The 26,777-nt window shown below is 39.8% G+C and carries 28 protein-coding genes, 1 pseudogene and 2 riboswitches; of the genes and pseudogenes, 22 read left to right on the top strand and 7 right to left on the bottom strand.

Annotation, left to right across the window (positions count from 1 at the left end; all coding sequences use genetic code 11):
• Positions 1-72 precede the first annotated feature (72 nt).
• Complete coding sequence (locus AC2YJL_RS06365; RefSeq protein ID WP_369361292.1) at positions 73-1,086, bottom strand: S66 family peptidase; 1,014 nt, start codon at positions 1,084-1,086, stop codon at positions 73-75.
• 148 nt (positions 1,087-1,234) lie between these two features.
• On the opposite strand from AC2YJL_RS06365, the gene AC2YJL_RS06370 reads away from it, so the two are divergent.
• Positions 1,235-1,747, top strand: coding sequence for a sigma-70 family RNA polymerase sigma factor (locus AC2YJL_RS06370; RefSeq protein WP_369361291.1), 513 nt, complete (start codon positions 1,235-1,237; stop codon positions 1,745-1,747).
• A 19-nt stretch (positions 1,748-1,766) separates the two neighbouring features.
• Positions 1,767-2,930, top strand: a complete 1,164-nt coding sequence (locus AC2YJL_RS06375) for a DUF5643 domain-containing protein (RefSeq protein WP_369361290.1) — start codon at positions 1,767-1,769, stop codon at positions 2,928-2,930.
• Positions 2,931-2,975: 45 nt separating this feature from the next.
• On the opposite strand, the gene AC2YJL_RS06380 is transcribed toward AC2YJL_RS06375, so the two are convergent.
• Positions 2,976-3,395, bottom strand: coding sequence for a MarR family winged helix-turn-helix transcriptional regulator (locus AC2YJL_RS06380; RefSeq protein ID WP_063247511.1), 420 nt, complete (start codon positions 3,393-3,395; stop codon positions 2,976-2,978).
• Between the two features lie 143 nt (positions 3,396-3,538).
• Between AC2YJL_RS06380 and AC2YJL_RS06385 the strand changes: the two genes are divergently transcribed.
• Positions 3,539-3,886, top strand: a complete 348-nt coding sequence (locus tag AC2YJL_RS06385; protein ID WP_074679550.1) for a DUF6054 family protein — start codon at positions 3,539-3,541, stop codon at positions 3,884-3,886.
• 205 nt (positions 3,887-4,091) lie between these two features.
• Positions 4,092-4,475 (top strand): FixH family protein, encoded by a 384-nt coding sequence (locus tag AC2YJL_RS06390; protein ID WP_230933236.1) that lies wholly within the window; start codon positions 4,092-4,094, stop codon positions 4,473-4,475.
• A gap of 80 nt (positions 4,476-4,555) precedes the next feature.
• On the opposite strand, the gene AC2YJL_RS06395 is transcribed toward AC2YJL_RS06390, so the two are convergent.
• On the bottom strand, positions 4,556-4,936 hold the full coding sequence (locus tag AC2YJL_RS06395; RefSeq protein ID WP_230933235.1) for a VOC family protein: 381 nt from the start codon (positions 4,934-4,936) through the stop codon (positions 4,556-4,558).
• Positions 4,937-5,592: 656 nt separating this feature from the next.
• Positions 5,593-6,522 (bottom strand): DUF3298 and DUF4163 domain-containing protein, encoded by a 930-nt coding sequence (locus AC2YJL_RS06400; protein ID WP_369361288.1) that lies wholly within the window; start codon positions 6,520-6,522, stop codon positions 5,593-5,595.
• Positions 6,523-6,946: 424 nt separating this feature from the next.
• Between AC2YJL_RS06400 and AC2YJL_RS06405 the strand changes: the two genes are divergently transcribed.
• The 5 genes from AC2YJL_RS06405 (at position 6,947) to AC2YJL_RS06425 (ending at position 10,620) form a co-directional block, all read left to right on the top strand.
• Positions 6,947-7,204: a FeoA family protein gene (locus AC2YJL_RS06405; protein WP_013058246.1), complete on the top strand. Its 258-nt coding sequence runs from the start codon at positions 6,947-6,949 to the stop codon at positions 7,202-7,204.
• A complete protein-coding gene (locus AC2YJL_RS06410) occupies positions 7,197-7,928 on the top strand; it encodes a FeoB small GTPase domain-containing protein (RefSeq protein ID WP_098599270.1) in 732 nt (243 codons plus the stop codon). The genes AC2YJL_RS06405 and AC2YJL_RS06410 overlap by 8 nt, the downstream gene beginning before the upstream one ends.
• A gap of 13 nt (positions 7,929-7,941) precedes the next feature.
• On the top strand, positions 7,942-9,309 hold the full coding sequence (locus AC2YJL_RS06415) for a nucleoside recognition domain-containing protein (RefSeq protein WP_439332243.1): 1,368 nt from the start codon (positions 7,942-7,944) through the stop codon (positions 9,307-9,309).
• A 177-nt stretch (positions 9,310-9,486) separates the two neighbouring features.
• Positions 9,487-10,170, top strand: a complete 684-nt coding sequence (locus AC2YJL_RS06420; protein ID WP_369361286.1) for a hypothetical protein — start codon at positions 9,487-9,489, stop codon at positions 10,168-10,170.
• Between the two features lie 72 nt (positions 10,171-10,242).
• Entirely contained in the window at positions 10,243-10,620 is a 378-nt protein-coding gene (locus tag AC2YJL_RS06425) for a hypothetical protein (RefSeq protein WP_369361285.1), read from the top strand.
• A 142-nt stretch (positions 10,621-10,762) separates the two neighbouring features.
• Here the strand turns inward: AC2YJL_RS06425 and AC2YJL_RS06430 are convergent, their stop codons facing one another.
• From AC2YJL_RS06430 to AC2YJL_RS06440, 3 genes are all read right to left on the bottom strand, one after another.
• Positions 10,763-11,206, bottom strand: coding sequence for a hypothetical protein (locus AC2YJL_RS06430; RefSeq protein ID WP_230933229.1), 444 nt, complete (start codon positions 11,204-11,206; stop codon positions 10,763-10,765).
• 293 nt (positions 11,207-11,499) lie between these two features.
• Positions 11,500-11,880 (bottom strand): FixH family protein, encoded by a 381-nt coding sequence (locus AC2YJL_RS06435; RefSeq protein WP_369361284.1) that lies wholly within the window; start codon positions 11,878-11,880, stop codon positions 11,500-11,502.
• A gap of 259 nt (positions 11,881-12,139) precedes the next feature.
• Positions 12,140-13,246 (bottom strand): GntR family transcriptional regulator, encoded by a 1,107-nt coding sequence (locus AC2YJL_RS06440; protein WP_369361283.1) that lies wholly within the window; start codon positions 13,244-13,246, stop codon positions 12,140-12,142.
• A gap of 338 nt (positions 13,247-13,584) precedes the next feature.
• On the opposite strand from AC2YJL_RS06440, the gene AC2YJL_RS06445 reads away from it, so the two are divergent.
• The 13 genes and pseudogenes from AC2YJL_RS06445 to AC2YJL_RS06505 all read left to right on the top strand — a co-directional run bounded on the left by AC2YJL_RS06445 (position 13,585) and on the right by AC2YJL_RS06505 (position 26,709).
• Positions 13,585-15,216, top strand: a complete 1,632-nt coding sequence (locus tag AC2YJL_RS06445) for a xylulokinase (RefSeq protein ID WP_369361282.1) — start codon at positions 13,585-13,587, stop codon at positions 15,214-15,216.
• A complete protein-coding gene (locus tag AC2YJL_RS06450) occupies positions 15,210-15,908 on the top strand; it encodes an L-ribulose-5-phosphate 4-epimerase (protein ID WP_369361281.1) in 699 nt (232 codons plus the stop codon). Before AC2YJL_RS06445 ends, AC2YJL_RS06450 begins: the two co-directional genes overlap by 7 nt.
• Before the next feature lie 29 nt (positions 15,909-15,937).
• Positions 15,938-17,362 carry an L-arabinose isomerase gene (gene araA / locus AC2YJL_RS06455; RefSeq protein WP_369361280.1) on the top strand — a complete coding sequence of 475 codons (1,425 nt, stop codon included), beginning with the start codon at positions 15,938-15,940 and terminating at the stop codon, positions 17,360-17,362.
• 147 nt (positions 17,363-17,509) lie between these two features.
• Complete coding sequence (locus AC2YJL_RS06460) at positions 17,510-18,889, top strand: sugar porter family MFS transporter (protein ID WP_121945662.1); 1,380 nt, start codon at positions 17,510-17,512, stop codon at positions 18,887-18,889.
• A 473-nt stretch (positions 18,890-19,362) separates the two neighbouring features.
• Complete coding sequence (locus AC2YJL_RS06465) at positions 19,363-20,238, top strand: metallophosphoesterase family protein (RefSeq protein WP_487374727.1); 876 nt, start codon at positions 19,363-19,365, stop codon at positions 20,236-20,238.
• Between the two features lie 154 nt (positions 20,239-20,392).
• Positions 20,393-20,620 (top strand): annotated as a pseudogene (locus tag AC2YJL_RS06470) (hypothetical protein).
• 200 nt (positions 20,621-20,820) lie between these two features.
• A complete protein-coding gene (locus tag AC2YJL_RS06475) occupies positions 20,821-21,072 on the top strand; it encodes a hypothetical protein (protein WP_025750813.1) in 252 nt (83 codons plus the stop codon).
• A 79-nt stretch (positions 21,073-21,151) separates the two neighbouring features.
• Positions 21,152-21,262, top strand: a riboswitch (SAM riboswitch).
• A 79-nt stretch (positions 21,263-21,341) separates the two neighbouring features.
• Positions 21,342-21,530: riboswitch (cobalamin riboswitch) on the top strand.
• 149 nt (positions 21,531-21,679) lie between these two features.
• On the top strand, positions 21,680-23,974 hold the full coding sequence (gene metE, locus AC2YJL_RS06480) for a 5-methyltetrahydropteroyltriglutamate--homocysteine S-methyltransferase (RefSeq protein WP_230933223.1): 2,295 nt from the start codon (positions 21,680-21,682) through the stop codon (positions 23,972-23,974).
• Positions 23,975-24,116: 142 nt separating this feature from the next.
• Complete coding sequence (locus AC2YJL_RS06485) at positions 24,117-24,734, top strand: acetate uptake transporter (protein WP_230933222.1); 618 nt, start codon at positions 24,117-24,119, stop codon at positions 24,732-24,734.
• 144 nt (positions 24,735-24,878) lie between these two features.
• Complete coding sequence (locus AC2YJL_RS06490; protein ID WP_230933221.1) at positions 24,879-25,379, top strand: GNAT family N-acetyltransferase; 501 nt, start codon at positions 24,879-24,881, stop codon at positions 25,377-25,379.
• 391 nt (positions 25,380-25,770) lie between these two features.
• Positions 25,771-25,971, top strand: coding sequence for a helix-turn-helix transcriptional regulator (locus AC2YJL_RS06495; RefSeq protein WP_082178506.1), 201 nt, complete (start codon positions 25,771-25,773; stop codon positions 25,969-25,971).
• Positions 25,972-26,099: 128 nt separating this feature from the next.
• Positions 26,100-26,264 (top strand): hypothetical protein, encoded by a 165-nt coding sequence (locus AC2YJL_RS06500; RefSeq protein ID WP_230933220.1) that lies wholly within the window; start codon positions 26,100-26,102, stop codon positions 26,262-26,264.
• 31 nt (positions 26,265-26,295) lie between these two features.
• The gene (locus tag AC2YJL_RS06505; protein WP_230933219.1) at positions 26,296-26,709 is read left to right on the top strand and encodes a DUF5301 domain-containing protein; all 414 of its coding nucleotides are present in this window, start codon (positions 26,296-26,298) and stop codon (positions 26,707-26,709) included.
• Positions 26,710-26,777 lie beyond the last annotated feature (68 nt).

The following is a 26,777-nucleotide window of genomic DNA, read 5'->3' on the forward strand; positions in this document are numbered from 1 at the left end:
GGATTCTCCATCAAGAATCAAGTTCGTTCGGATCTTCCTTCAATCAAACTACTTTTATACAAGCTCCTTTTTTTATGTAAAGTATTGAACGACTGTGCCTTTGTTCTTCTCTACGTTAACACTCGCATACGCGCCGTTAATAAGCGTGAGCTGAGGAGGGAGGTGGCCGCAGTCGATGTCATAGATAACTGGAATATGTAAGTCAGAGGAAAGATCATGATACACGTCTTCAGCGGTGTAGGAATCAACGGGTTGATTAGCGCTGCTTCTGCCGAATAAAATACTCGAGCAGTTATCAAACCAGCCCGCTAGCTTAAGCTGAAAAAGTGAACGGCGAAGGTCAGCCGTCGTCAGTTCACAGTTGTCAAAGTACCAAATGACCGGCTCAGCAGGAATGTATTTTTCTCGAAACGTTTTTACGTCTCCAAAAGGAGTTCCTACTAAGTGCCTGATCACGTCAATACATCCTCCGAGAAGACGACCTTCGATGTGCATGTCGCTTAACTCTGTATGCTTCCAAACGGTTTGTTCGGTTAAATGAAACACGCATGGTGACGGGTTGTCATGCTGCCATTCTTTTTGATAGCGATCAGAAGAAATTTGAGCCACGCTTTCTCCTTTTTTGGTCGACAGCATCTGCTGCCACATCGCAGTCGTTGGATCCCAGTGCTCTCCTCGCAAGTCCACAAAGTTGGTTCCGTGAGCCGTTGCAATCCCGGTATTAAGTGTAATAGCCAGCAAAAGAACGCTGGTGTCAGAATAGCCAAGCACCCATTTTGCTGTCCATTTTGTAAAGTCTAGATGTTCAAGAATTTCAATCAGCAGCTCGCCTCCCCAAGGAGGAATAATGATATCGATGTTTTCATCAGCAATCATGGCTTGAAGCTCATTTGCACGTTTTTTAGGAGAAGCGGACTTTGCTTTGTGCTGCGTCCAAACCGTTTCTCCCGGTATAACAGAAAAGCCTTTTTCTTTCATTCGTTCACACGATAAAGAAAACATGGAATGAAGAGCTTGAGGTACACCAGAAGAAGGTGCGGTTATGCCGATGGTTGGGTTGGATGTCAGAAAAGGATAGGTAATCATAGCGGCCTCCTTCAAAGGTTTTAGCTTATTTTACCAATGAGAGAAATACTGAACAAGCTTATTTTTCATTTAATTTAGGAAGATTGATAGGTTTTGTAAAAAGAATCCGTATTAATAGATGTAAAAGCAAGCGGAAAGGAGCAATGTCATGGAAGATGACTGGATTGTTGCGTGTATAACGCGGAAAAAAGAAAAAGGATTAGAGCTGTTAATCGATCAGTACGGAGGGTTAATTACGGCCATTGTACGTAAGCATCTAGGCACGCTGAAAGGTTATGAAGAAGAGTGTGTAAACGACGTATTGTTAGCCGTGTGGCATCATATTCACCGCTTTGATTCGGAAAAAAATACGTTTAAAAACTGGGTTGCGGCTGTTGCTAAGTACAAAGCCATCGACTATCAGCGCAAATACATAAAAACGCAGCACGAAGCGCTTGGCGAAGCGAAGTTTGGTGAAATATCAGGAGTTCATAACGTTCAAGGGGACGACGTGGAAGAACTTTTAGGTCACTTAAATGAAGGAGACCGGGAGCTGTTTAAAGCGTATTACTTACAAGAAGTCGAGCTAAAACAAATTGCTAAAAAACAGAAGACTACCATCAGCAATTTATACAACCGGCTGTCGCGCGGACGAAAAAAGTTAAAAGCTATTTTTAAATAAGAAATAAGGAGGGACAAAGATGAAAAATCAGTACGACTTATTAAATGGGTCTTCTATAGATGTTGATGAATATGAAGAAATCGAGCTAACGGCAAGCGAGAAAAAACGAATGAAAAAACGTTTAAAACGTGAAATAAAGCCGGCGCGGAAAAAAGCGCGTCAGCTGATTGCCGCTGCGGTGCTGCTGCTTGCTGTGACGCCTGTGATGATGAAAAACGAAACGGTATGGGCATCGGCTGTGCGAATCAGTCAGCAGCTTGGTCAGCAAATCGAGCTGCTTATGAACAAGCCTGAAGGCAGCTTGAGCAGCTATAAAAAAGCGGTAAATGAAACGGCAACGGACCAAGGTATTCAAGTAAAAGTAAATGAACTAATGCTTGATGACGGACAGGTACTGCTTGGGCTGACGATCAGCGCAGATGAATTTAGAAGAACGGCACTAGGTCTTAACCGAAACACCCCAATTCGACCGGGAGAGCTGCGCGTGAAAATTGGTAATCTGTCGTTTTTTGATTCGGCTTCCAGTATCAGAGAGGAACCAATCAAAAACAAAGACGGAAGCTGGGACTATCTGTATGCTTTAAAATTAACGCAAGCGGACACGAACGGAGACGGGAAAATCGATGTGGAAGGCTACAACGTGCTAAATCATATTGATCCAAACAAAAACTATCAAATCAGCGCGCAGTTCACAAGCCTCGAATTTGAAAAGAATCCTGGTCAGACGAAAAGCGGGAACTACCGGGATTCGTACGGAGAAATTAAAGGGAATTGGACCGTACACACCAGCGTAAACGGCTCAAAAATTATGGCTGATACTAAAGTGTATCCGTTAAACAAAGAAATTCCGATTAACGAAAAAGGAATAGAAGGTGTATTGTCCATTAAAGAAGTTCGCGTATCGCCTGTTTCGATTAAGCTGCACTATACGTTTACATCGTCAACAGGAAGCATTCGAAACGGAACGAACGTGGGCGTAAAAATAAAAGACCAAAATGGAAGAGATCTTTCTGAAAGCGGCAGTGGAGGAGGAACAGACAGAGTGCTAGAAATGGACGAAGAATATCGAAACGACAAAGGAGTGGTTATGCTGCGATTTGTTCCGTATGTAAGTGATTACGAAAACGACAGTTCAAAAAATTTAACCTCGGAAGCCTTTAATTTGAAGGTAAACAACAACTAATCAAAATAAAAACCAGATGCCTGCTTAGCGGGCATCTGGTTTTTGTTAGATATCCATTTTATTTAACAAGCGAAGAAACGTCTGTAATTCTTCATCCGTAAAATGGCTAAGCTTTTCGCCATATTCTTTGGTGAGTACTTTTTCCATTTCTTCTGCAAACGCTTTTCCTTTATCCGTAATGGATAAGTAGACAACGCGACGGTCTTTTTGACTGCGTACGCGCGTAACAAATTCTCTTTCCATGAGACGGTCGCTGATGCACGTCATGCTGCTGTTTGAGATGTGCATATGCTCGGCAATCTCAGAAACGATATGATTCCCTTCTTTATACAGCATGTGAAGCGCTAAAAATTCATTTAAAGGAATATATGATTTTAAAGTAGGGATAACGGATAGCTGCATTTTTTTCGTTTGGTTTCGCATCGTTGAAACCACATTTTGGATAAGTTCATCTCGTGTATTCATTGAGGTTGTGTGCTCCTTTTTCCGTTCAAACAATTCTTTTTCTTTTCTATTGTACCATATTGTACATAAAGAGAAGCGGCAGGTTTTTTAGTGGGAAAAAGAGAAGTAGTACATATCTGTTGCGATAGAAAGGGGCTTGAGTGATGGAAAAGGTAATTGAGTTTAAAACGACGCTGCTTCCTTTTGATGGAGCAAAAAAGCTTGTGAATGCAAATAATTCGGAAAGTGACTTATTATACAAGGAATATTATGATCTCGGAGACGGCAAGCAGATGTGTACGCTTGTGTTTGAACGCTATTTTTTCCGCACCGGCGGCAGGGGATCACTAACGATTATTTTAGAAAATGTGTCCGGTCCAAACAAAGTAAAGTGTATTCCTTCAGGAAGCGCAGAAGGAATACTAAATATTGATTGGGGAGCAAGCAAGGATTTTGTACGATGGGTAGAAAACGCACTGTCTGCTTATACGCTAGAAGAACCGCAAAGATAAAGGCAAAGCTGGAGAAGGCAATAAGCTTCTTCAGCTTTTTTTGTGAAGCGAAGGGCGAGTAGAGAAATGAAAAGATGCAAAAGCTACTGTAGAAATAAGAACTTTATGTGGACAATAATCATTTTTTCTCTTTTTACCAGATAAATGAGTATAATATGAAATTGCAGGAAGACTTCACATTTACATAACAAAGGAGAACAACATAATGAAAAAACTCAGCATCGTATTATTCGTTTTAATGATAGCTATAGTAGGCTGTTCAAAAGGAAATGATTCACGTTCAAAAGAAGTAAAAGGAACGATTGAAGTACCGGAATCAATTCAAGCAAATGAACAAGTCAAGCTTAAAGTCCTTGTGACGCAAGGAGACAAAAAAGTGGAAAACGCCGATGACGTGCAGTTCCAAGTTGAAAAAGAAGGCTACATCAATCAAGAAATGACAAAAGCACCGCACGAAGGAAAAGGCGTCTACAGCACGGACTATACGTTTAAAGAAAGCGGTGAATATACGATTACCGCTCACGTTACGGTAGACGGTGACATGAAAATGTTTACGAAAAAAGTAGAGGTAGGTAAGTCTAAAGAGTAAAGCTTATAGTCGAAAAAGCGGCTTATATAGTCATTAAAAAAGAGAATGCCTCGCGCATTCTCTTTTTTTATAGGGTTGCTTTAATCTACGTAATTGGATAACTCAATCAAATTGTAATCAGGATCTCTTACATAAACAGAAACGATCGGACCTACAGCACCCGTTCGTTTGACGGGTCCTTCTTCAATTTCTACATCATGTTTTTGTAAATGACTAATTATGCTTTGGATTTTTTCTTCTGTGATAAAACATAAATCAGCAGAGCCGGGAAGAGGATGCTTTGCTTTTGGCTCAAATTCATGGCCTGCTTGATGTAAGTTTATTTTTTGTTCACCAAAACGAAGCGCTATTCTTCCTTCTCCGAACGTTTCTTTTTGCATGCCTAAAATAACCGTATAAAAGTGAGTCGTTTTTTCAACGTCTTTTACCGTTAGTACAAAATGGTCTAATTTTTTAATCATGTCGCTTCCTCCTAACAATGTGAACTTTCTTCCTCTGAAAATAGAGTAAGTATTTAATGGGATCTGAGAGGTTTTTCTATAAATAAGTATATCATTTATAAGGAGGAGGATAGTCAAAGACAGCTGTATGTCCATTTCTAGTTCAAAAGAGTGTTTTATAAATAGCCTGTTTTTTAAAATATTGTGGTTTTACACAATGCATTAAAGGGTTATGGAATTTTATGTTAATATTAGATGAAAAGAGGCTTTTATTTTAGTAACTTGGTCTAGAAATATTGTTGATTAGATGCGTTAAAAATTTAAATACATATAAGAATGGAGATGCTCGTATGTCTATGGGGATACTTTCTTTAAGCACTTTTGTTAACTGATTTGTAGCCATTCAAGAGTTTTTAAAGCCTGAAAAGAATCAGAGTAACCGAAAAATAATGATGTTAACATCCGCAGGCTCCTTGCTGACGCTAGTTCTGACCATTTCTCTTTTTCAAACGCTATAAAAATACTTCTAAAAGCGGTTTTTCCTAGGCTATAAGAAGCGGAGTAGGGCTCACCTTTCTTTTTTGCTCCGCTTATTCTGCAGAAAAAAAGAAAAAGAAGCATGTGAACTGATGGTTCGCATGCTTCTTTTTTCATGTACTAGGCTATATACGACTATCTTATTTATAAACGCTGGACGGGATTTTAAACGTATGAATGCCGTTAGAATACGGGCCGTACTCATACTCACCAAATATAATGGCAATGCCGTTACTTGTATAGTAAAACTGATCTTCTTTTAAGTTTACAGACTTAAATTCATTAACCCAGAACTGAGCACCTTTTTTATTGCGGGCAATCATTTCATTGCGAATATAGTTATTAACTTTATTTAGCTTCGTATTATTGTTAATAATATCTTTTAAGTTGATTTGTCGAGCTTTTAACAAATCGTAATTGTACGTATCAATCCAAGCGTTGCCGTGAACGCCGCCAGCGTACGCATCATTGGTAATAGCAACACTTAAAATGTTATCTTGGTTGTAAGGTACAGAGTATGTCATATTACGAGAATAAGGACCTGGCGCCCAGCCGTTTTTACGGTCTTCCTTCTCTTGTTCTTTTAGCTCGTTGTGTTCTTTTTGGGCTTCCTTTGCAATGTTTAAAAACTTTCGATTGTAGCTAACCTCAAATGGTTTATTGATAAGGCCGGATACCTGCGGATAGCTAATGTTGCTCGCTAAAGATTTCTTTGTAACCGTTACTCCTAGTGCTTGAATTTTGTCACTAGGCGCTTTTTCATACTTCATACTTGATGACTTCTGAGCATAGGTACCCTTTGATACCCCATACAGACCACCAAATTTGCTAGACTCAGAATACACGCGGAATACTTGCCCTTTTGTCACTTTTCTAGCCGCTGCTAACTTGTTGTTTTTAATATTGTAAAGATTCGTGTTCTTTAAAACGGTAATGCGTCCTATTTGCCCTTTAACCAGTTCCTGATTCCCCCACACGACTTTTGCTTCTGAAACTGTTTGCGGAGCAAGCGGTGAAAATAACAAAGCCAAACCTAAAACAACTGCGCTAACTCTTTTGAAGCTTTTCATAAAAGCCCCCTAAAGTGATTTTTGTAGGTTTTAAAACCAATACATACTTTATTTTCCAAAAAAGTTCATTCACTAGTATAGCACATTTTTACATTTTTTTACTTTTGTTAATTCCTTTTTACGGAATTATTTTTGACTTACTTTTATTAGAAAAAATAGACCAGCGTTCAACACTTTATGCCTTCAGTAGAAATAAGAAAAAAGTCAGTTATTTACCCTAGACTAAAAAAGTTTCCTGTGGTAAACTTTCGGTATCATGACAAGTAAAAACTGAAAATTTTAAATAAATTATGCTGACATGTTCATTTTTCTGCACCAGCAGAATACCCTATTAAAAATCAACGAGCATATTTTTTTACCTTAAAAGTTGGTCTGATGAAAAAAACATAACCTTAGGTAAAAAAAAAGAAGGGACGAAAAATAGATGGCTAGTGTAAATAATTATCCATTGTCTACATTTACGACAGGTGAAACGGTACAGCTCGAACGAATCGAAATCGAAGGTGCGTTAAAGCGCCGCTTGTTAGATTTAGGTTTTATTCCAGGAGCCATCATCAAAGTGCTTCAAAAAAGCCCGTTGGGAGATCCTGTTGCTTATCAAGTCAGTCATACAACGATTGGTCTCAGAAAAGAAGAAAGTTCAAAAATTTATGTGAAAAAAGTAGGTGATGACGGTGAGTAAGTATCGTATAGCATTAGCAGGAAATCCGAATACAGGAAAAAGTACGTTATTTAACGGGTTAACCGGTCTTAAGCAGCATACGGGAAACTGGACGGGAAAAACCGTAGCCAAAGCAGAAGGGACGTTTGAACATCACCAGCAGCTCTACACAATCGTCGATTTACCTGGAACGTATTCACTTTATTCAAATTCGGCGGATGAAGAAGTAGCGCGCGATTATATTTTATTTGAAAGACCTGACGTTACGGTTGTTGTGGTGGATGCAACGGCGATGGAACGAAATCTTAATTTAGCGCTGCAAGTGATGGAAATGACGGAAAACGTCGTGATTTGCGTGAACTTAATGGATGAAGCAAAGAAAAAAGGAATTGTGATTAACGAAAAAAAGCTCGCTGAATCGTTAGGCGTACCGGTTGTGCCTATATCAGCTCGCAATAAAAAAGGAATTACGAATTTGCTAGATGCGATTGAAGGAGTCGTACGCGGGCAAGTAAAGCTTAATCCTTACCAGGTGCAGTACACAAAAGAAATAGAAGCGTCACTAAAGGAGCTAGAACCTCAAGTCGCTTCTATTGTGGGAAATCAATTTCCTCTGCGCTGGATTGCTTTACGGGTTCTTGATGGAGACACGTCATTTTTAGAAACGATTCAGCAGCGTCAGCAGCAAGATATCAGTCACACAGAAAGGAGGAACAGCGCATATGGGAAATCCGTTAACTCCTGAAAACTCATTAGCGATGGAACAGCTAACGCGCTATGCGCAGCAGGAAAAAGAAAAAGATCATCGTTCCAATATGGTCGCAAGTATTTATCAGTCTTCACAGCAAATATGTAAAAAATCAGTTGTGTACCAAGACCGCTCAAAGCTTCAGCGTACGGAGAAATTGGATAAAGTCTTCACTTCACCAATCTGGGGCTTTCCGATTATGCTTGGTATTTTATCAGTCATCTTTTATATCACCATAGCAGGTGCAAACGTTCCTTCCGGATTAATCGCACAAGGATTTGGCTGGGCGGAAGGGTATTTAACAGCTTTCTTTCAAATGATGCATGCGCCGGAATGGCTGCACGGAATTCTTGTACTAGGACTGTTTCGAGGTACGGGATGGGTTATTAGCGTGATGCTGCCTCCGATGGCTATCTTTTTCCCGGTGTTCGCGCTTTTAGAAAACTACGGCTACTTGCCTCGCGTCGCGTTTAATATGGATCGTTTGTTCAAACGAGCAGGTGCACACGGCAAGCAGTCGCTGACGATGGCGATGGGATTTGGATGTAACGCCGCTGCGATTATGTCGACTCGTATTATTGAATCGCCGCGTGAACGTATGATGGCGATTTTAACAAATAATTTTGTTCCGTGTAACGGCAGATGGCCTACGTTGATTTTGTTAGCTGCTTTATTTATGGCGACCGGCTTTACAGGAAGCGCTAAAACATTCGTAACAGCGCTTGTGGTAGTCGGAACGGTGTTATTTGGAATTGTTGTGACGCTGTTTGTATCGTGGGCACTGTCTAAAACGGCGCTGCGCGGAGTACCAACACACTATACGCTGGAGCTCCCGCCTTACCGTAAGCCAAAATTTGTAGATACAATTGTGCGCGCGACGCTGGATAAATCGCTGTTTGTGTTAAAACGCGCGATTATTGTTGCAGCGCCCGCAGCGGTGTTAACGTGGGTATTGGCTAATATCTATATTGGCGATACGAGTATTTTAATGCATTTTGTTCAGTTTCTTGATCCGTTTGCCAAGTCGCTGGGACTAGACGGTTATATATTAGCTGCTTTTATTATTGGGTTGCCGGCTAATGAAATTGTTGTACCAGTTTTACTGATGGCGTATTTATCAACGGGCTCATTAATTGAAATTGAAGATGCGACTCGACTCAAGCAAATTTTCCTTGATCACCACTGGACGTGGCTAACGGCTCTTAACATGATGTTGTTTTCACTTCTGCATTTTCCGTGCGGAACAACGCTTGTGAATATTTATAAAGAAACCAAAAATGTCAAGTGGACGTTTCTTGCTTTTGCGATTCCAACAGTGATTGCGATTGGCGTTACGTTTGCGGTTGCTCAAGTGGTAAAAGCGTTTAACCTTATTTAAATATGAGATAAAAGTGCAGGGCTCTTGAGAGAGTCCTGCACTTTTTTATAAGTCTCGAATTCAATAGATTTTTAGTTTTAGCAAGATTAATTGATATTTTTTAGGGGAAATGGTAATTTGTATGATGTGCGCTTCGTTTATGATGCACATACATGTAACTTCTGGGGGAGAACAACTATGGCAAAAAACAAGGTGGCAGAAACCATCTGCTGGCTGGCAATCCTTGCTCTCCTTATTCTCAGTATCGTAAATGTCGTTTATAAAGGTACAAAACAAACGCTTCTATTTACAAGAGATGAGCTGAAGTCTGGAGAAGTAAGCAAAAGCTGGGAATCATTTCGAAAAGAACAGCAGCTGTCACAGAATAAAGCAAAAATAGAAGATTTTCGTTTAACGCTAGATAGAGATCAAAACATATCTTCTATGCGGTTTACAGTGATAGATACTTCTGGTCATAACTCCTATAAAATGCTGGATTACAGCTCTTGTTTTTCATGTGAAGATCAAGGAGAGGACCGGTTGACGGTTACAAGTGACAAAGTTGATGGAAAGCCTGCTCAATACAACCGACTAATGACGGCAGATGAGTTTTTTTCGAAGGTAGAAACCCTTAACAACCAGCGTTTCTTTACAACTAGTCGCTATGCGTACACGCACCTTCATTCTTCCGGTGAGTACGAGAATACGAGTTATGAAGGCCCTTACTTTATTTTAGAGGGAACGGAGTTAAAACAGCTACAAACCTCTCATTCTTTGGACAAAGATTATCGTAATTACGGCAGCATACAAGTGATTGGCAGTAACAGTTCAGGAGGCTATGAGACAAACGAGGGTACAACCAAGAGTGTCATCATTAGGTAAAAAAAGCTGCAGTTTGCACCACGAGAGATTAATAGAAAAAAGCGCCAATGAAATGCTAAAAGGAGGCTGACCGTGGGGATATTTTTTAATAAAATAGATTCAAAAAAAGCTAATAAGTATCAAACAAGGCTATATTCTTGCTTCACCATTCTCATCATAGTGAATGTGATTAACAGCTGGTTTCTCGATTGGCTTTGGCTTTATATCACCACAAGCAGCGTTCTTGTTATACTAGTGATATTCCTGCTCAAAACACCTAAACGTGATTTAGATGAAGAGTGGAAGCAGCTAGAAATAGAGAAAGACGAGGCTTTTGAAAACAGAGTCAATTTGATGGTTATGAATGGCCGAAGCGACGTTCAGGTTATTAAATACATACGAAAAGAAAAAAATCTTGGTTTGCTTCATGCGAAGCAGTATCTTGACCGTATCAAAGAATCAAAGAAATAATAAAAGCGACCGTTGACAAGAATAGCGGGTTCGGTTTTGAAGTGCAAAGTAATAAATAGCATATCAAAAAAAACAGATTTTTTCGTAGGCTTTTCGGTATTAAAATAACCAAAAAGGACTATCAGGTGATGGTCCTTTTCGCTTAAATACCTAATATCGAAATGTACCCGTTATTTTTACTCTTTTCAGTTATCCAAGTTTGGAATTCGCTGATAACTTGAACTAAATCACTAACATGTTGATTGAGGTTTTCTTTGGATTTTTTCTCCGTGCTATCCAGATAGAAAAAACCGATATGATTTTTTAATTCATCAGCTTTTGGATTATCCATTAAAAATAATTTAAGGTTTTCTAGTTCCTCTACAATCAATTTCCAAGTCTCTCGGCTTATCTCACTCATTCCCCAAAGAGAATATTTTTTGTAGTATTTTTCAATCGCACTGGAAAAGTAAGTGAATGTTTCATCTGTGAAAAATATTGATTCTTTAGTCCAGTGTTCACCTGTGTATTTTCCAGGTTTTATTTCCACATAACAAGTCCCCTGTAAGGAGTCTAAATCACGAATAATTTTAATAGGTTCTGTCAAATTCGTTCCTCCCAGTAGTAATTATCTAAGTTAAATAATATTTTTTATCACATCAATAGTAGCAACAATTCAGAAGCTTATTCTAGCATGATTTTCAAGCGCATGACATTAGTCATTTTCAATTTATTAGTATGCTGATCTATAGACTAATTACCGATACACCCTACAAAATCATCAAAATTAAAAAGTTCAAACCATATGTGGTTTGAACCTAAAATTATGACGCTATTTAAGTTTTTTTACTCTTAATCCAATCCTTTATAAGAAGCATAGGTCGCTTTTTGATAGGCTATTTACTTTTTCTCGCCAACCGTCACTTTTTTCGTAAACATTTTCATGTCGCCTTTTATCGTCACATGAGCGGTAATCGTATATTCGCCGTCGTCTTTGAACGTATAGTCGGTGCTGTATGCGCCGTTACCTTCGTGTTTTGCATCGATCATTTTCTGGTTAATATAGCCTTCTTTTTCAACTTGAATCTGTACGGCGTCTGCATTTTCGATTTTTTTATCTCCTTGTGTAACGAGTACGTTAATAGATGTTTTTTCGTTTGCTTTAATAGTTTGCGGCACTTCAATTGTTCCTTTTACTGCCTGTGACTGCTGCTCATTTCCTTTTGAACAGCCGACCACGGCAATGACTAAAACGAGCAGCAGCATACTAAGTTTTTTCATGAATATCTCCTTTTTCATCTTACATTCTATTAGTAAATAAATTTCTCTATAAAACTTTATCACTGAAGTCACAAAATAAAATCATCCCAATGAGTGATTTTTACGGGTGTTCATGTAAAAGAATTGAACAAGTTGTTACAAAAGAATAGGGTATTAAGTTTTGGTATGAACCGGTTCATTACACAAAGAAGGGGATGCATAATAATATGCATCCCCTTATCTCATAAGAAGTTTTATAGACTCCTAAAGAAGCCTTTTCTTAACGAACTTCGTCACGCTTCGCATTTAACTCTTTAATCGTTTCTCCTTCAACTAACACAGGCTGATAGTAGGTTTCGTTTGGCAACTCTTTTTTGCCCTGCAGCTTTTTAATAATCCAATCCGCCGCGTCGTGTCCCATTTGTTCCTGCGGATGGGTTAACGTTGTTAAATTAATCGTTGCATTTTTAGCGATGTAGGAATTGTCCTGACCAATAATTGACAACTTGTCCGGAATGGAAATGCCAAGCTGTCTGCATACATTTACAACTTCTAATCCGACTTCATCGTTATAGCAGACAAGAGCGGTCATTTCATCTTGGTTTTCAGTAAGAAATTCTTTTAAATTAGCATACAAATCAAGCTTTGTTTCGGTGTTAAAAGACAAAATATGCTCAGGCTGAAAGCGGAGCTTTGCTTCACCGAGCGCTTTTATGTAGCCTTTCATTCGGTACTTTCCTTGCAGGTCATCCATTTTTGCGATAAGCCCAATTTGCGTATGTCCTTTTGAAATTAATTCATTTGTGGCAAGGTAGCTTGACTGAACGTCGTCTAGACAAAAGAACGGAACGTCCAATTCTTCGTAGTAGGCATTAATCATCGTAAACGGAACGTCTTGTTCTTTGAATGATAAATAATACGAGATGTTTGGATTGTACAAGTTGCTTTTTGTAGGCTCAACAATTAGACCATCTACTCCGTAGGAAAGCATCATTTCCAGCGCTTTTTTTTCTTGTTCCACATCGTTATTCGTGCTCGCCAGCAGCAGCGAATAATTATCTTTATTTAACCTGCTTTCAATTCCGCGAATAATAGAAGGGAAAATATAGTCGGAAATATACGTGGTAATTACACCGATTGTTTTGTTGGCAGAAGCCCCGCTAGATTTGGATTGATACTGATTGCTTACATAGGTGCCAGATCCTTTTTCGCTTCTTAAAAATCCTTCATTCGACAGCTCTAAAATGGCTTTTCGAACCGTATGTCTGCTGACACCATACGTTCCTTGCATGATCGATTCAGTCGGAATTTGTTCGCCTATGCTGTAATCGCCTGAAAGAATTTTGCTTTTTATATCCTCAATAATCACCTGATATTTTGGCTTCATGTTTTCACTTCTTTCGTAGTTGTATACATTCAACTTTTTTTATGTGTAAAATTTGTATGGACATATTTTATCATGAACGTGAATAAATGAAAAGATTTCCTTGGTTTTTAATCGAAAGGGAAATGATTTAAGGGTTGGATACCGACTTTTTAAGAGTTCAAGAAGGAAAGAGTAGGGTGTTTTAAATATTTGTGTGCATATATAAATTTTATGTTGACAAATGTACGTACAAATAAATATACTTAAGTTGTTAACAAATTCAAACAGCGTTACATAAAACGGAAAGCGCTTCCTTACTGCTATAGGTATTGTTATAGCTATCAGAAAGGAGATTAAACGTGAAAACAACTCAAGAAAGCATAAAACAAGCAATTGCTAAAGGGAAAACGTCTCTTGGAATTGAACTTGGATCTACTCGTATTAAAGCGGTGCTGATTGATGAAAACTTTGAAACGATCGCATCTGGAAGTTATGAATGGGAAAATCTCTTAGAAGACGGTTTTTGGACGTACAACTTACTCGATATTATTACAGGTCTGCAAAGTGCTTACCGTGAAATGAAGCAAGAAGTAGAACGAAGCTACGGAATCACGATTCGAACAGTTGGCTCCATTGGCGTTTCAGCTATGATGCACGGATATATGGCGTTTGATAAAACAGGTGAGCTGCTTGTTCCGTTTCGAACGTGGCGTAATGCAACAACAAGCGCAGCAGCAAAAGAATTAACTGAACATTTCCAATTTAATATTCCTGAACGATGGAGCATTGCGCATCTCTATCAGGCAATCATCAATCAAGAAAAACATCTGCCGCGCATTGATTACATGACAACGCTAGCCGGCTATATTCACTGGCTGCTAACAGGCAGTAAGGCGCTTGGCATTGGAGATGCTTCGGGAATGTTTCCAATTGATGAACGCACGCAAAATTACAGTGAAGATATGATGAAGCAGTTTGATGAGCTTATTTCTTACAAAGGATATCCGTGGCAACTATCAGACATTCTGCCTGCAGTTCATACTTCAGGAGAGCAAGCAGGTACATTAACAGCAATAGGAGCTAGCATTTTAGATCAATCAAAAAATTTGCAGCCGGGCATTCCGTTTTGTCCTCCAGAAGGAGATGCGGGAACGGGAATGGTGGCGACAAACAGCGTAAGAAAACGCACGGGAAATGTTTCAGTAGGAACGTCCGTTTTTGCGATGATTGTACTAGATAAAAAGCTTTCAAACGTTTATCCGGAAATTGATTTGGTTACTACGCCACACGGCAGTCCAGTTGCCATGGTTCATGCGAATAACTGCTCAAGCGACTTAAACGCCTGGCTCGGATTGTTTCGCGAATTTTCGGAGGCGATGGGGCAAAAAGTAGAGTCGGATAAATTGTTTGAAGTGATGTTAAATAAAGCGCTAGAAGCTGATCCTGATGGAGGGGGCTTGCTCAGCTACGGCTATTTCTCAGGTGAAAATATTACCGGAGTAGAAAGTGGCCGTCCGCTATTTGTCCGTTCAGCAAAAAGCAATTTTAATCTAGCAAACTTTATGCGTACACATCTTTTTACAGCTTTTGGCGCTTTAAAAATAGGGATGGATCTTTTAGTCAAAGAAGAAAACGTAAAGATTCACAGTATTTTAGCACACGGAGGATTATTTAAAACGCCGGTAGTCGGTCAGAAAATGATGGCAGCGGCAATCAACACGCCTGTTTCCGTCATGGACACAGCTGGAGAAGGCGGCGCGTGGGGAATGGCTATTCTTTCTTCTTATATACTCAATAAAAGTGAGAATGAAAGTTTAGAAGATTTCTTGGATGATAAAGTCTTTAAAGAAGTGACCGCACAAGAAATTTATCCTGACGAACTCGACGTAAAAGGATTTGAAGCATTTATTAAAAGATATAAAAAAGGGCTAGTGATTGAAAAAGCAGCTGCAGAGCACCACAGCGAAGAACGGGAGGAGTTAGTGTGCTAGATAAATTAAAAGAAGAAGTATTTCAGGCAAACGTCGATTTGCCAAAACACGGACTGGTCAAGTATACGTGGGGAAATGTAAGTGCCATTGATCGAGACAGCGGTTTGTTTGTAATTAAACCAAGCGGCGTGACGTACGAGAAAATGACGGTGCAAGACATGGTAGTCGTTGATTTAGAAGGTCGCGTGGTAGAAGGTGAGCTTAATCCGTCATCTGATACGCTGACGCATGCCGTACTCTATAAACATTACCCGCAAATCGGCGGTATTGCCCATACGCATTCGACGTGGGCGACCATTTGGGCTCAAGCAGGACTTGATGTACAGGCAATGGGTACCACTCATGCCGATACCTTTTATGGTTCGGTACCGTGCGCGCGCTTTTTAACAGAAAAAGAAGTGAATGACGGATATGAAGTGGAAACGGGCAAGGTGATTATTGAAACATTTGAAGAGCGCGGCTTAGATGTGCTAGCGGTTCCTGGTATTTTACTTCAAGGGCACGGACCGTTTACGTGGGGAAAAGATGCCAAATCGGCGGTAATGAACAGCGTCGTATTAGACGAAGTATCCAAAATGAACTTTTTTACACAAAAATTAAACGGGCTGGCTGAAGAGCTGCCGCAGCGTATATTAGACAAACATTATTTACGAAAACACGGACAAAACGCGTACTACGGGCAAGGACAATAAAAGACTTACATACAGAAAAGGAGATTATCATGTTAAAAACAGCTCAAAAAGAATTTTGGTTTATTGTTGGTTCACAGTATCTTTACGGAAAAGAAGCACTAGCAGAAGTAAAAGCACACGCGCAAAGCATGACTGATGCTTTAAATGAAAGCGGTGTCTTTCCTTATCCGATTGTTCTGCAAGATTTAGCAGTGAGTGCTGACACGATTACAAGCATGATGAAAGAAGTGAATTACCGAGATGAAGTTGCCGGCGTAATCACGTGGATGCATACGTTCTCGCCTGCAAAAATGTGGATACGCGGCACCAAGCTACTGCAAAAACCGCTGCTTCATTTGGCAACACAATTTAACGAAAGCATTCCCTGGGAAACGATTGATATGGACTTTATGAACTTGAATCAGTCCGCTCACGGTGATCGTGAATACGGCTTTATCAACGCGCGTTTGAACAAGCAAAATAAAATCGTAGTAGGCTACTGGGAGCGCCCCGAAGTACAGCAGCAAATTGCTCAGTGGATGGACGTAGCCGCTGCTTATAACGAAAGTTTTAACATTAAAGTTGCGCGTTTCGGTGACAATATGCGCAACGTCGGCGTAACGGAAGGAGACAAAATTGAAGCACAAATTCAATTTGGCTGGACGGTTGACTACTTCGGAATCGGTGACCTTGTTCAATATGTCAATGCCGTTAAGGAAGAAGAAATCAATGATTTATTTGCTGAATATGCCGACGCGTACGAATTTGTCTACGGTGATTATTCTGCAGAAGACTGGGAGTCTAGCGTAAAAGTACAGGCAAGCTATGAAATTGCGATTAAACGTTTTCTAGACGATGGCGGCTATAGCGCTTTTACGACTAACTTTGAAGATCTATACGGTATGAAACAGCTTCCTGGTCTAGCCGTACAGCGCTTGATGGCACAGGGATACGGATTTGCCGGTGAAGGAGACTGGAAAACAGCCGCGCTTGACCGCTTGCTTAAAGTAATGAGCCATAATCAGTCAACGGGCTTTATGGAAGACTATACGTATGAATTGGCTCCAGGACGTGAGTCTGTGCTTCAATCACACATGCTTGAAGTAGACCCGACGCTAGCGGTAAACAAGCCAAAACTAATCGTTTCTCCGCTAGGTATCGGTAACCGCGAGGATCCGGCCCGCTTAGTGTTTGACGGTAAACAAGGAGAAGGCGTAGTGGTTTCCATGGCTGACTTTGGCACGCATTACAAGCTGTTAATTAACGAAGTATCGGCATTTAAGCCGGAAGTTCCAGCTCCACATCTTCCGGTGGCGCGCGTGCTTTGGAACATTAAGCCAAACTTCCAAGACGGCGTTAAAGCGTGGATTGAAAACGGAGGAGGCCATCATACGGTACTTTCATTAAATTTAACGACCGATCAAATCGTGAGCTATGCAAAGCTTGTTGATCTAGAGTACGTCATTATTAAGTAAGCATCACTACTTTCGAGGGAGCACTGCTTCCTTGGAAGTAAAAATATAGTGTTAGTAAAAGAACGCCGTTTTTAGAAATAAATGAAAGCGTTTTAAATTTGTGTGATAGGAAGCAAAACTAAGACAATACAAAGGGGATCTATAATCATGAGTAAAGTATCAAGTAAGTTTATCTTCTTCTTCGGCTCATTTGCCGGTATTTTATTCGGTTATGATATTGGGATTATTGCTGGTGCAGAAGGTCATATCCGTGAAGCGTTTCATTTGAGTCCGCTCTGGCTGGGGATTGTGGTTTCGTCGCTAATGGGAGGAGCAATTATCGGTTCCATTTTAAGCGGATTATTAGGCGATAAGTTTGGACGAAGAAAGTTAATTTTAATTTCGTCGATCATCTTTCTTTTAGGCTCCATCGGTTCAGCGATTGCACCAGAGGAAATTACGTTAACGATTGCGCGCGTCTTTTTAGGTACAGCAGTAGGAACGGCTTCTTCTTTGGTTCCTGCCTATATGTCAGAAATCGCACCCGCTCATATTCGCGGGAAGCTTTCAGGTTTAAATCAGCTAATGATTGTAATTGGATTATTATTAAGCTATATCGTAGCCTTTATTTTTGAGCCGGTTCCAAACAGCTGGCGATTAATGCTTGGCAGCGCCGGTATTTTTGCAATTGTATTATGCATCGGTATGATCAAGCTTCCAGAGTCGCCGCGCTACTTAATTAAAAATGGAATGCCAGATAAAGCGCGTGAAGTGCTGCGTACGCTTCGCCGCTCAACAGCTGAAGTAGAAGCTGAAGTGTCTGAAATTGAAAGCGTAGCTGTGCATGAACAATCAGGCATTAAGCAGCTGTTTCAGAAAAAGTTTCGTTTAGCATTAATAATCGGCGTCGGAATGGCAACTTTTCAGCAGATTCAAGGCTCAAACTCAATTGTTTATTATGCAACAAGCATTGCTCGTCAAGTTGGTTTAGCCCCGCAGGTAGCTGCTGGTTTTACGGTTATTGTTGGGGTAATCTTTGTCGTGACAACACTTATTTTTCTGCAGTTTGTCGATAGATTCAACCGCCGTACCATTCTTACGATTGGCGGCGCGGGTATGGCTCTTTCATTTTTTACACCGGCTATTCTAGGAGCGTTAGGCGTTAATGAAGTCGTTGTTAACTGGGTTACGTTAATTGCTCTTTGCTGCTTTATCCTTTGCTATGCGTTTTCTTGGGCGCCGCTTACGTGGATCATTGTAGGAGAAATTTTCCCGCTTTCTGTACGCGGAATCGGTGCTGGGATTTCATCTGCTTTTAACTGGACTGGATCGCTGGCAGTAGGGCTTGTGTTCCCAATTTTAGCTGATCAGTTTAGTTTGGGCGTTATCTTTTCAACGTTCGGGATCATTTGTATTCTCGGATTATTCTTCATACGTTTTGTAGTTGTTGAAACAAAAGGACGTAGCCTAGAGCAAATTGAAACGGACATGGCAGCTAGGTCTGGAAGAAGCTCTGTACCTCCAGTTGAGCGTAATAAATATGTTTAATGGTCGTAAATGTTTTAAATATAAGGTGCTGAGATAAAAGTATTTTAGCTGAAGTAAAAAACGAACCACTAATCAAAAACTTTGATTAGTGGTTCGTTTTTTATGGTGAACGCAGGTTTCAGCTGTTTCGTTTCTTCTAGCAGTTGATTGGAGAGCAAGGCGAAGACTCCTGCGGGAAAAGCAGTTCAGCTCATGTCGGCCTTTGTTTGTCCCCAGCCTCTTTCTTAGTAGTAGATACAGAGATTTCAGCTTTTACCCTGTCATATTAGTGCCTAATAAAATGAAAAGATAGGTTAGCTTATTATAGTGTGGACTTTAATAGATATTCATAACTAGCAATTTCTAAAACGAAAGCTAAATGTGCGTTCTGCTTACAAGAAGATAGTGACCTTCACCAACAATTTCTCATATAAATAAGTAAGCTTGTTTACTTTTAACTAAATTTATTTATTAATAGGGGGATTAACTAGTTGATGAATTTGACGCTTCATGAACGTTCTGAAAAGTTATTAAAGCAAAGAATTAAACAATTAAACCCGAGAGATCCATTTAACTTTGTTTTTATGGGAGACAGCAGAGGTGACGGACCAAACGATGATTGTTTCACGATGAGCGGTGAATTTGAGCTTGTGTTAAAAAAGGCGGTAGAATTGAACCCGCTGTTTATTATTCATGGGGGAGACACCGTCTATACAGGGAAAAAAGAGTATTTGGAGCATTTTGTTAAAGTTGTTGAAAGAATCGCACCAAACATTCCTATGTTTGTATGCGTAGGGAATCATGATGAACTGTACCTTGATGAAAGCAATCTCGAAAACTTCAGAGCCACTATCGGAAAAGTACACTGGGTCATTGATATTCCTGTCTTTAACTTCCGGTGCATCGCATTAAATAATGTCATCAGTCCCAAAAACAAAATATATGGATTTACAGATAGAGAGCTTCATTATTTAGAACAGCAGCTAGAGGGTGCTCCTCGTAATACCGTTATAGCCATGCATGCACAGCCAAATATCGGTCGGTGGACAAACCTTGAAGGGTTTCCTGTAACGACTCCTCAAAGTCAAGAATTTTTTGATTTAATTCAAGAACACCGCGTGAAAAAAGTGTTAGTCAGCCACGTGCATGCGTATGACGAGCAGTTTATTAGAAAAAATAGAAACGGGTCGTTTACGCTTGGAAGAGGCACTGATTTTGTATTGTCAGGAGGCGCCGGTGCTCCCCTTGATTTTGAGCCGCCTTTAATTTTAAATAATTATAATTTTACAGAGTTTTTTGTAAGCAGGTACGACATTTTAGGTCCTCTTCTTTGGAAGGATTTTGGAGGACCTCGAAGACATTGTTTGTAAAAACAAGAAAGTAGAAAGCTAGGTTCAAAAAAAGAGGCTGGAACAAAAGGGTTTTGGACGAAGTGAAACGAATCATCGATCAAGATGTGTGATTAGTGGTTCGCTTTTTTGTTAGGGTAAACGTAGGTTTCATGTGTATAGGTCTTTCTAGCAGGTGATTGGAGGACAAGACGAAGACTCCTGCGGGAAAAGCGGAACAGGTGAGACCCCACAGGAACGTATGTGACGAGGAGGCTCAGCGACCGCCCGCGGAAAGCGAAGTCTTGTACGGAAATCAACAGCGGTGTCAAAAGTGATTCAGCTCATGTACCCATTTGTCTTTAGATTAGATTCATTTCGTGATGTCTCAACCTCTTTTGGAAAACCGTACGAAACCTTGTAGCAGAAGGCTCAGTCAAACGTTATAATAGATAATGAATGATGATATATTCTCTATATTTGTCATATATTTGTATTACATATGTAATTGAAGAAAAACATTCACTTGATATACTGTTTAATGACTTAACTTTATCTTAAAATTTACAGTGAAATGCCTGTTTATAGAGGCTTAGAACATACACAGCAAATGGAGGAGCAATCATGGCAAATGAAAAGATGCAAGAAGGACTTGATCGTTTTATCAAGGAAGATTTAAATGACCTTTTAGGTAGACTGTTCCCCCTAATGGACCGGGAGTGTGCCGAAGAAAAAAGAAAGCTTATCGAAACAGCGGTAGAGTACATTTATTCGTCAGGATATCACCAGGGAGCAAAAGATTTAATCGAAACACATCGAAAAGATGATTACAAATTATTAAGGCAAAAATTAGCGTCAACGCCTCCTGAAAACTGATTTTTTAAAAAAATTTTTGACAACATAAATCTAAGGTGTTAAGATGACTCTACATTCAAAATATTATAAACAATTAAAACTCTTATTGAGAGAGGCGGAGGGACTGGCCCTGTGAAGCCCGGCAACCATTTAACATTTTTGTTGAAAAGGTGCTACATCCTGCAAAGCGTACAGCTTTGAAAAATAAGAGAGGATTTCATAGATACTATGCCTCTCTATTCATGATAGAGAGGCTTTTTATTTTATGTGAATATGTTTTGAATGAACAATTTTATAAAAATGCATCAGGTGCTGTGTAACGAATGTATGCAGCTTAAAAGGGAAGACCGGTGAAAAGCCGGCGCGGTCCCGCCACTGTAATGGGGAGCAACTTATTAACCACTGTTTCATATTGAAATGGGAAGGGATAGGAAGCGATGAACCTAAGTCAGGAGACCTGCCTGTTGTATGCACTTAAGCTCTACGGGATATAGAGAGGAGTGAGGAATACGTGTTGAGAAAAACAGGATATCTCAACTTTAGTTAAGTATGCGTATCATCTCTCTTTTCATTTCGAAAAGAGAGATTTTTTAGTTTATCGATAAAAAATATACAGGGAGTGGAAAAAATGAGCAGTGTAAAAAGTTCAAACTTAGGTTATCCAAGAATTGGTGAAAAACGAGAATGGAAAAAAGCGCTTGAGCAGTTTTGGGCAGGAAAACTAGAGAAAGATATCTTTTTGCAGGAAATTGAAGCTCTTCGTCTAGTGAATCTGAAAAAACAGCGTGACGCAGGGATTGAATTAATTCCAGTCGGCGATTTTAGCTTATACGATCATGTGCTAGATACAGCGACTATGTTTGGTCTAGTGCCAAAGCGCTTTGATTATGACGGAGGACCGGTATCGCTTGAAACGTATTTTGACATCGCGCGAGGAACAAAAGGTGCGGTAGCCTCTACGATGACAAAATGGTTTAACACAAATTATCACTACATCGTACCAGAGCTTGACAAATGTACGCCCGCACTTGTAGAAAATCGCCCGCTTCAATTTTACAAAGAAGCAAAACAGAAGCTGAATATTGAAGGCAAGCCCGTTATTTTAGGTCCAGTAACATTTGTGAAGCTGTCAAAAGGATATAAAAAAAGTGAGTTTAAAGAAGTAGTTGAACAATTTGTTCCGCTTTATGCAACTATCTTAGCGGAGCTGCAGGCAGAAGGAGTAGAGTGGGTACAAATAGATGAGCCGGTTTTAGCTACAACGCTATCAAAAGAAGACCTGGCACTGTACACAGAAGTCTATCAAACTTTGAAGGAAGCGTCACCGAATGTAAAAGTCATTTTGCAAACGTATTTTGACAGCGTTGATCACTACAAAGAAGTTGTGTCTCTTCCTGTTGAAGGAATCGGTTTAGACTTTGTGCATGACCGAGGCGAAAATCTCACGGCTCTTAATAAATATGGTTTTCCAACTGATAAAGTGCTGGCAGCAGGAGTGATTGACGGACGAAACATTTGGCGTGAAAATTTGGACGAACAGCTTTTAACGATCAGTGAAATTGAAAAAGCCGTATCAAAAGACCGTTTGATTCTGCAGCCTTCATCAAGTTTATTACATGTTCCTGTCACGGTGAAAAGCGAAAAAACCATTGAGCCAATTCTAAAAAACGCACTGTCTTTTGCAGATGAAAAGCTGAAGGAAATCACGCTTTTAACAAAAGCGGTGCAGCAAGGAAAAGAAGCAATAGAAGAAGAAATAAGCGTAAACAAACAGGCAATTCAAGCATTAAATGGATCATCTTTTCGAAATCATCAAGACGTGCAAAAAGAGCTGAAGCAGCTGCATAGCTATAAAGCAGAGCGACAAGCGCCGTTTGACGTACGTCAGCGCGTTCAGCAAGAAGCTTTTCAACTGCCGCTTCTTCCAACGACAACGATTGGAAGCTTTCCGCAAACAAAAGAAGTGCGAAAAGAGCGTCTAAAATGGCGTAAAGGCGAGTTAAGCGATGAAGCATATGAAGCGTACATTAACGAGGAAATAAAAAAATGGATCGAAATTCAAGAAAACATCGGCTTAGATGTCCTTGTGCACGGAGAGTTTGAGCGTACGGACATGGTCGAATACTTCGGTGAGAAATTAGGAGGCTTTCAGTTTACGAAGTTTGGCTGGGTGCAATCTTACGGTTCTCGCTGCGTGAAGCCGCCGCTTATTTACGGAGATGTATCGTACGAGCAGGCGATGACGATCAAAGAAACGGTCTACGCACAGTCTTTAACCAATAAGCCGGTTAAAGGAATGCTGACGGGTCCGATTACGATTTTAAACTGGTCGTTTGTGCGTGATGATATCCCGCGCTACGACGTGGCAAATCAAATTGCGCTTGCTCTTAGAAAAGAAGTAGAAGCACTTGAAAGTCAGGGCATCTCGATGATTCAAGTAGATGAACCGGCGCTGCGTGAAGGACTGCCGTTAAAACGAGAAAACTGGGACAGCTACTTAAACGCTGCGGTGTATGCGTTCAAGCTAGCCACGGTATCGGTGCAAAACGAGACGCAAATTCACACCCATATGTGCTATTCAGAATTTGAAGAGATTATTGATGCAATCAAAGCGCTTGATGCCGACGTGATTTCTATTGAAACATCTAAAAGCCACGGTGAACTAATTTATGCGTTTGAAAAACATACGTACAATCAAGGAATCGGACTTGGCGTATATGATATCCACAGCCCGCGCGTACCGAAGCTTGAAGAGCTTCAGCGAAACATTGACCGCGCTCTGCAAGTACTTGATCCTGCATTATTTTGGATTAATCCCGACTGCGGCCTTAAAACAAGAGGAATCAGCGAGACGGTTGAAGCTTTAAAAGTGATGGTTGAGTCTGCAAAACAAACCAGAAAAAATTTATTACAAAACGTTTAATGATAAGAAAGTAAAGACCAAGCAGTGTAAACGCTACACTGCTTGGTCTTATGGGTTTTTAAAAGGCCAAAAATATCCATTGACACTTCCCCTACATTTTTGTATCTTTTTAAAGGTGTTTTTAAAATCAGGGAGGTACAACATGAGTAACAACAGCACGCAGCACGTTAAAATTGTAACAGCGGATCCATCAGCACTAGGTCTATTCGGACTTGCCATGGTGACACTTGTTGCATCGTTTCAAAAGCTTGGGGTAACCGATGGTGTTTCATTGGTATTGCCATGGGCGATTTTTTTAGGCGGAATAGGGCAGTTAATCGCGTCTATGCAAGATTTCAAACATAATAATACCTTCGGAGCAACTGCTTTTGGTGCCTTCGGGTTATTTTGGCTAGGTGTAGCTATGACATGGCTTATTCAGCTTGGAGCATTTGGGGAAGCGCTCGCAAAAGAAGCCGATCCAAAACAGCTCGCATTTGCTTTTGTCGGCTACTTAATTTTCAGCGTTTTTATGACAGTTGGAGCAATGGGCACTCATAAAGTATTATTTATTATTTTTGTGTTAATTGATTTCTTATTCATTGGATTATCACTAAGTACATTTGGTATGGCATATGAATACACGCACTTACTAGCAGCAGTGTCAGAGCTATTAATTGCTCTGTTTTCATTCTATGGATCTGCAGCGGCTGTATTAAATACTCACTACGGTCGAGTTGTGCTTCCGGTGGGCAAGCCGTTTGGTGCATTTATCAAATAACCAAGACGTTAATTAAAAAGCGAAGTAGGATTGAATTCTGTATGATGCAGAGGTCAATCCTTTTTTGTTTGGACGTTTTTATATATAGTAGAAAGAGATAGTTATATGTAATAGAAGCTTTTAGAGAAAAAAGAGAAATACATAATGAGAGGAAACGTTCCAATGCTGATAAGAAAAGTGGATGAAAAAGATTTAAACCAATTAATTACGTTAGAAAACAAAGGCTTTACACCTGAAGAAGCTGCCTCAAAAGATGCATTTATCACGCGGATCAACACCATTCCTGATACGTTTATCATCGCCCAAGAAAATGAAGAAATAATCGGATATGTTAACGGTCCCGTCATTTCAGCTCCGTTTATTACGGATGATTTGTTTGAAAAAACGATTTCGAACCCTGAGACAGGCGGTCATCAAAGTATTTTAGGGATTGTCGTAAATCCTAAGCATCATCACAAAGGAATTGCCAGTATGCTGCTACGAGAGTTTGAAAAACAAGCGCGGAACAAACAGCGCTTAACGGTTACTTTAACATGTAAAGAAGAATTGATTCCTTTTTACGAAAAAAACGGATATATCAATCAAGGAGTTGCGGAGTCTCAGCATGCAGGCGTCCAGTGGTTTAATATGAGCAAGGAGCTTTAACAAAGAGACAATGAAATAGAAAAGCACAAGCTTCTTTTAAGGAGGTTGTGCTTTTTTATATTAATTTCTGTGTAGTTATTTTAAATATGTAAAAGTAAAAGTGGTATTTACATGAATAAATACGGCTTTTTTTATTGTGAGGGTGAACATGTGTTTAATCTATTTCGTTGCTTCTAGCGGCCGCCCGCGGAAAGTGAAGCCTTGCACGGAAATCAATAGCGGTGTCACAAGCGATTTATACTCAATCATTTCTCTCATTTTTTCGTCTTTAGATTGGATTGATCTCGTTATGTAAAAGACTCTCCTTTGTCAAACATATTTGACAGTAACAAGGAAGATAATATAAGATATGGATGTAAAAAGTTTTTTACATTTTAGAGATGAGTGATGAATGGTGGAAAATCGAATTAAAGAACTGCGTAAAAGCAAGCGAATGTCTCAGGACGAACTGGCAAAAGTATGCGGCGTATCGAGACAAACGATTAATGCAATTGAAAACAATAAGTATGATCCAAGCTTGACCCTTGCTTTTCAGCTGGCTGAGGAGCTGGAAGCAACAGTAGATGAGCTGTTTTTATTTCATAAATCATGAGCGATCTTACTAGTAGAAGTTTTAACATTTCTGTACTATAAGCTAAAAGCACATGAGTAAACAGTAGATCAATATTACTTCTATCACTTTATAAAAAAGAGATTTACAGAGCAACGGTGGTGAGATGAATGAAAAATCGAGCTGCAGGAGTAGCTCTTACAAGTACGGGCATGGTACTGTTGATGGTAACGTTAATACTTCCTGTTCCGGGATTAATCTATAGTTTACTTGTAGGAAGCAGTATTGTACTAAAAGGCTGCGGAACAGGAGGAATAAAAAGGTGTATCACGTGAATGCGGCGTGATGTAGAAAAGGAGGTTCCTTTTGAAAAAGAGAACGATTATTATAGCTGCACTTTTATTTATCGTCGTCTTTTATTTTACATATACCGGGAAAGCCTATCAGTTAAAAGACGTCATAAAAGTAGATGAAGCAAACGTTACGCGTATTGAAATAGATACGGACGAAGGAAAACGTGTAGTAGATGATAAAAAAGACATAAAGAAAATCGTACATTCCTTGGCAAAAGTAGAAGTAAAAAAAAGCAAGGAGCTCGACCCAAAATTTGACCAGGCTTACTGGGTGAAAATCGTCGAAAATGGAAAAGATGCGTACGGATTAACGATTTACGATAATGACTACATAAAAGCATTTAACTTTGAAGATAAAAAACAGGCGGCATATACGATTGTTAAAGATCAAAAAGTAGATGTTAAAAAGCTGTTTTCAACTAAATAAAAGTGAAATAAGTTTTCTCAAGCCTACTAAAAAAGACAGCCTGTGCTGTCTTTTTTATGGAAATGATA

The organism is Priestia sp. SRI_019 (assembly GCF_057586255.1).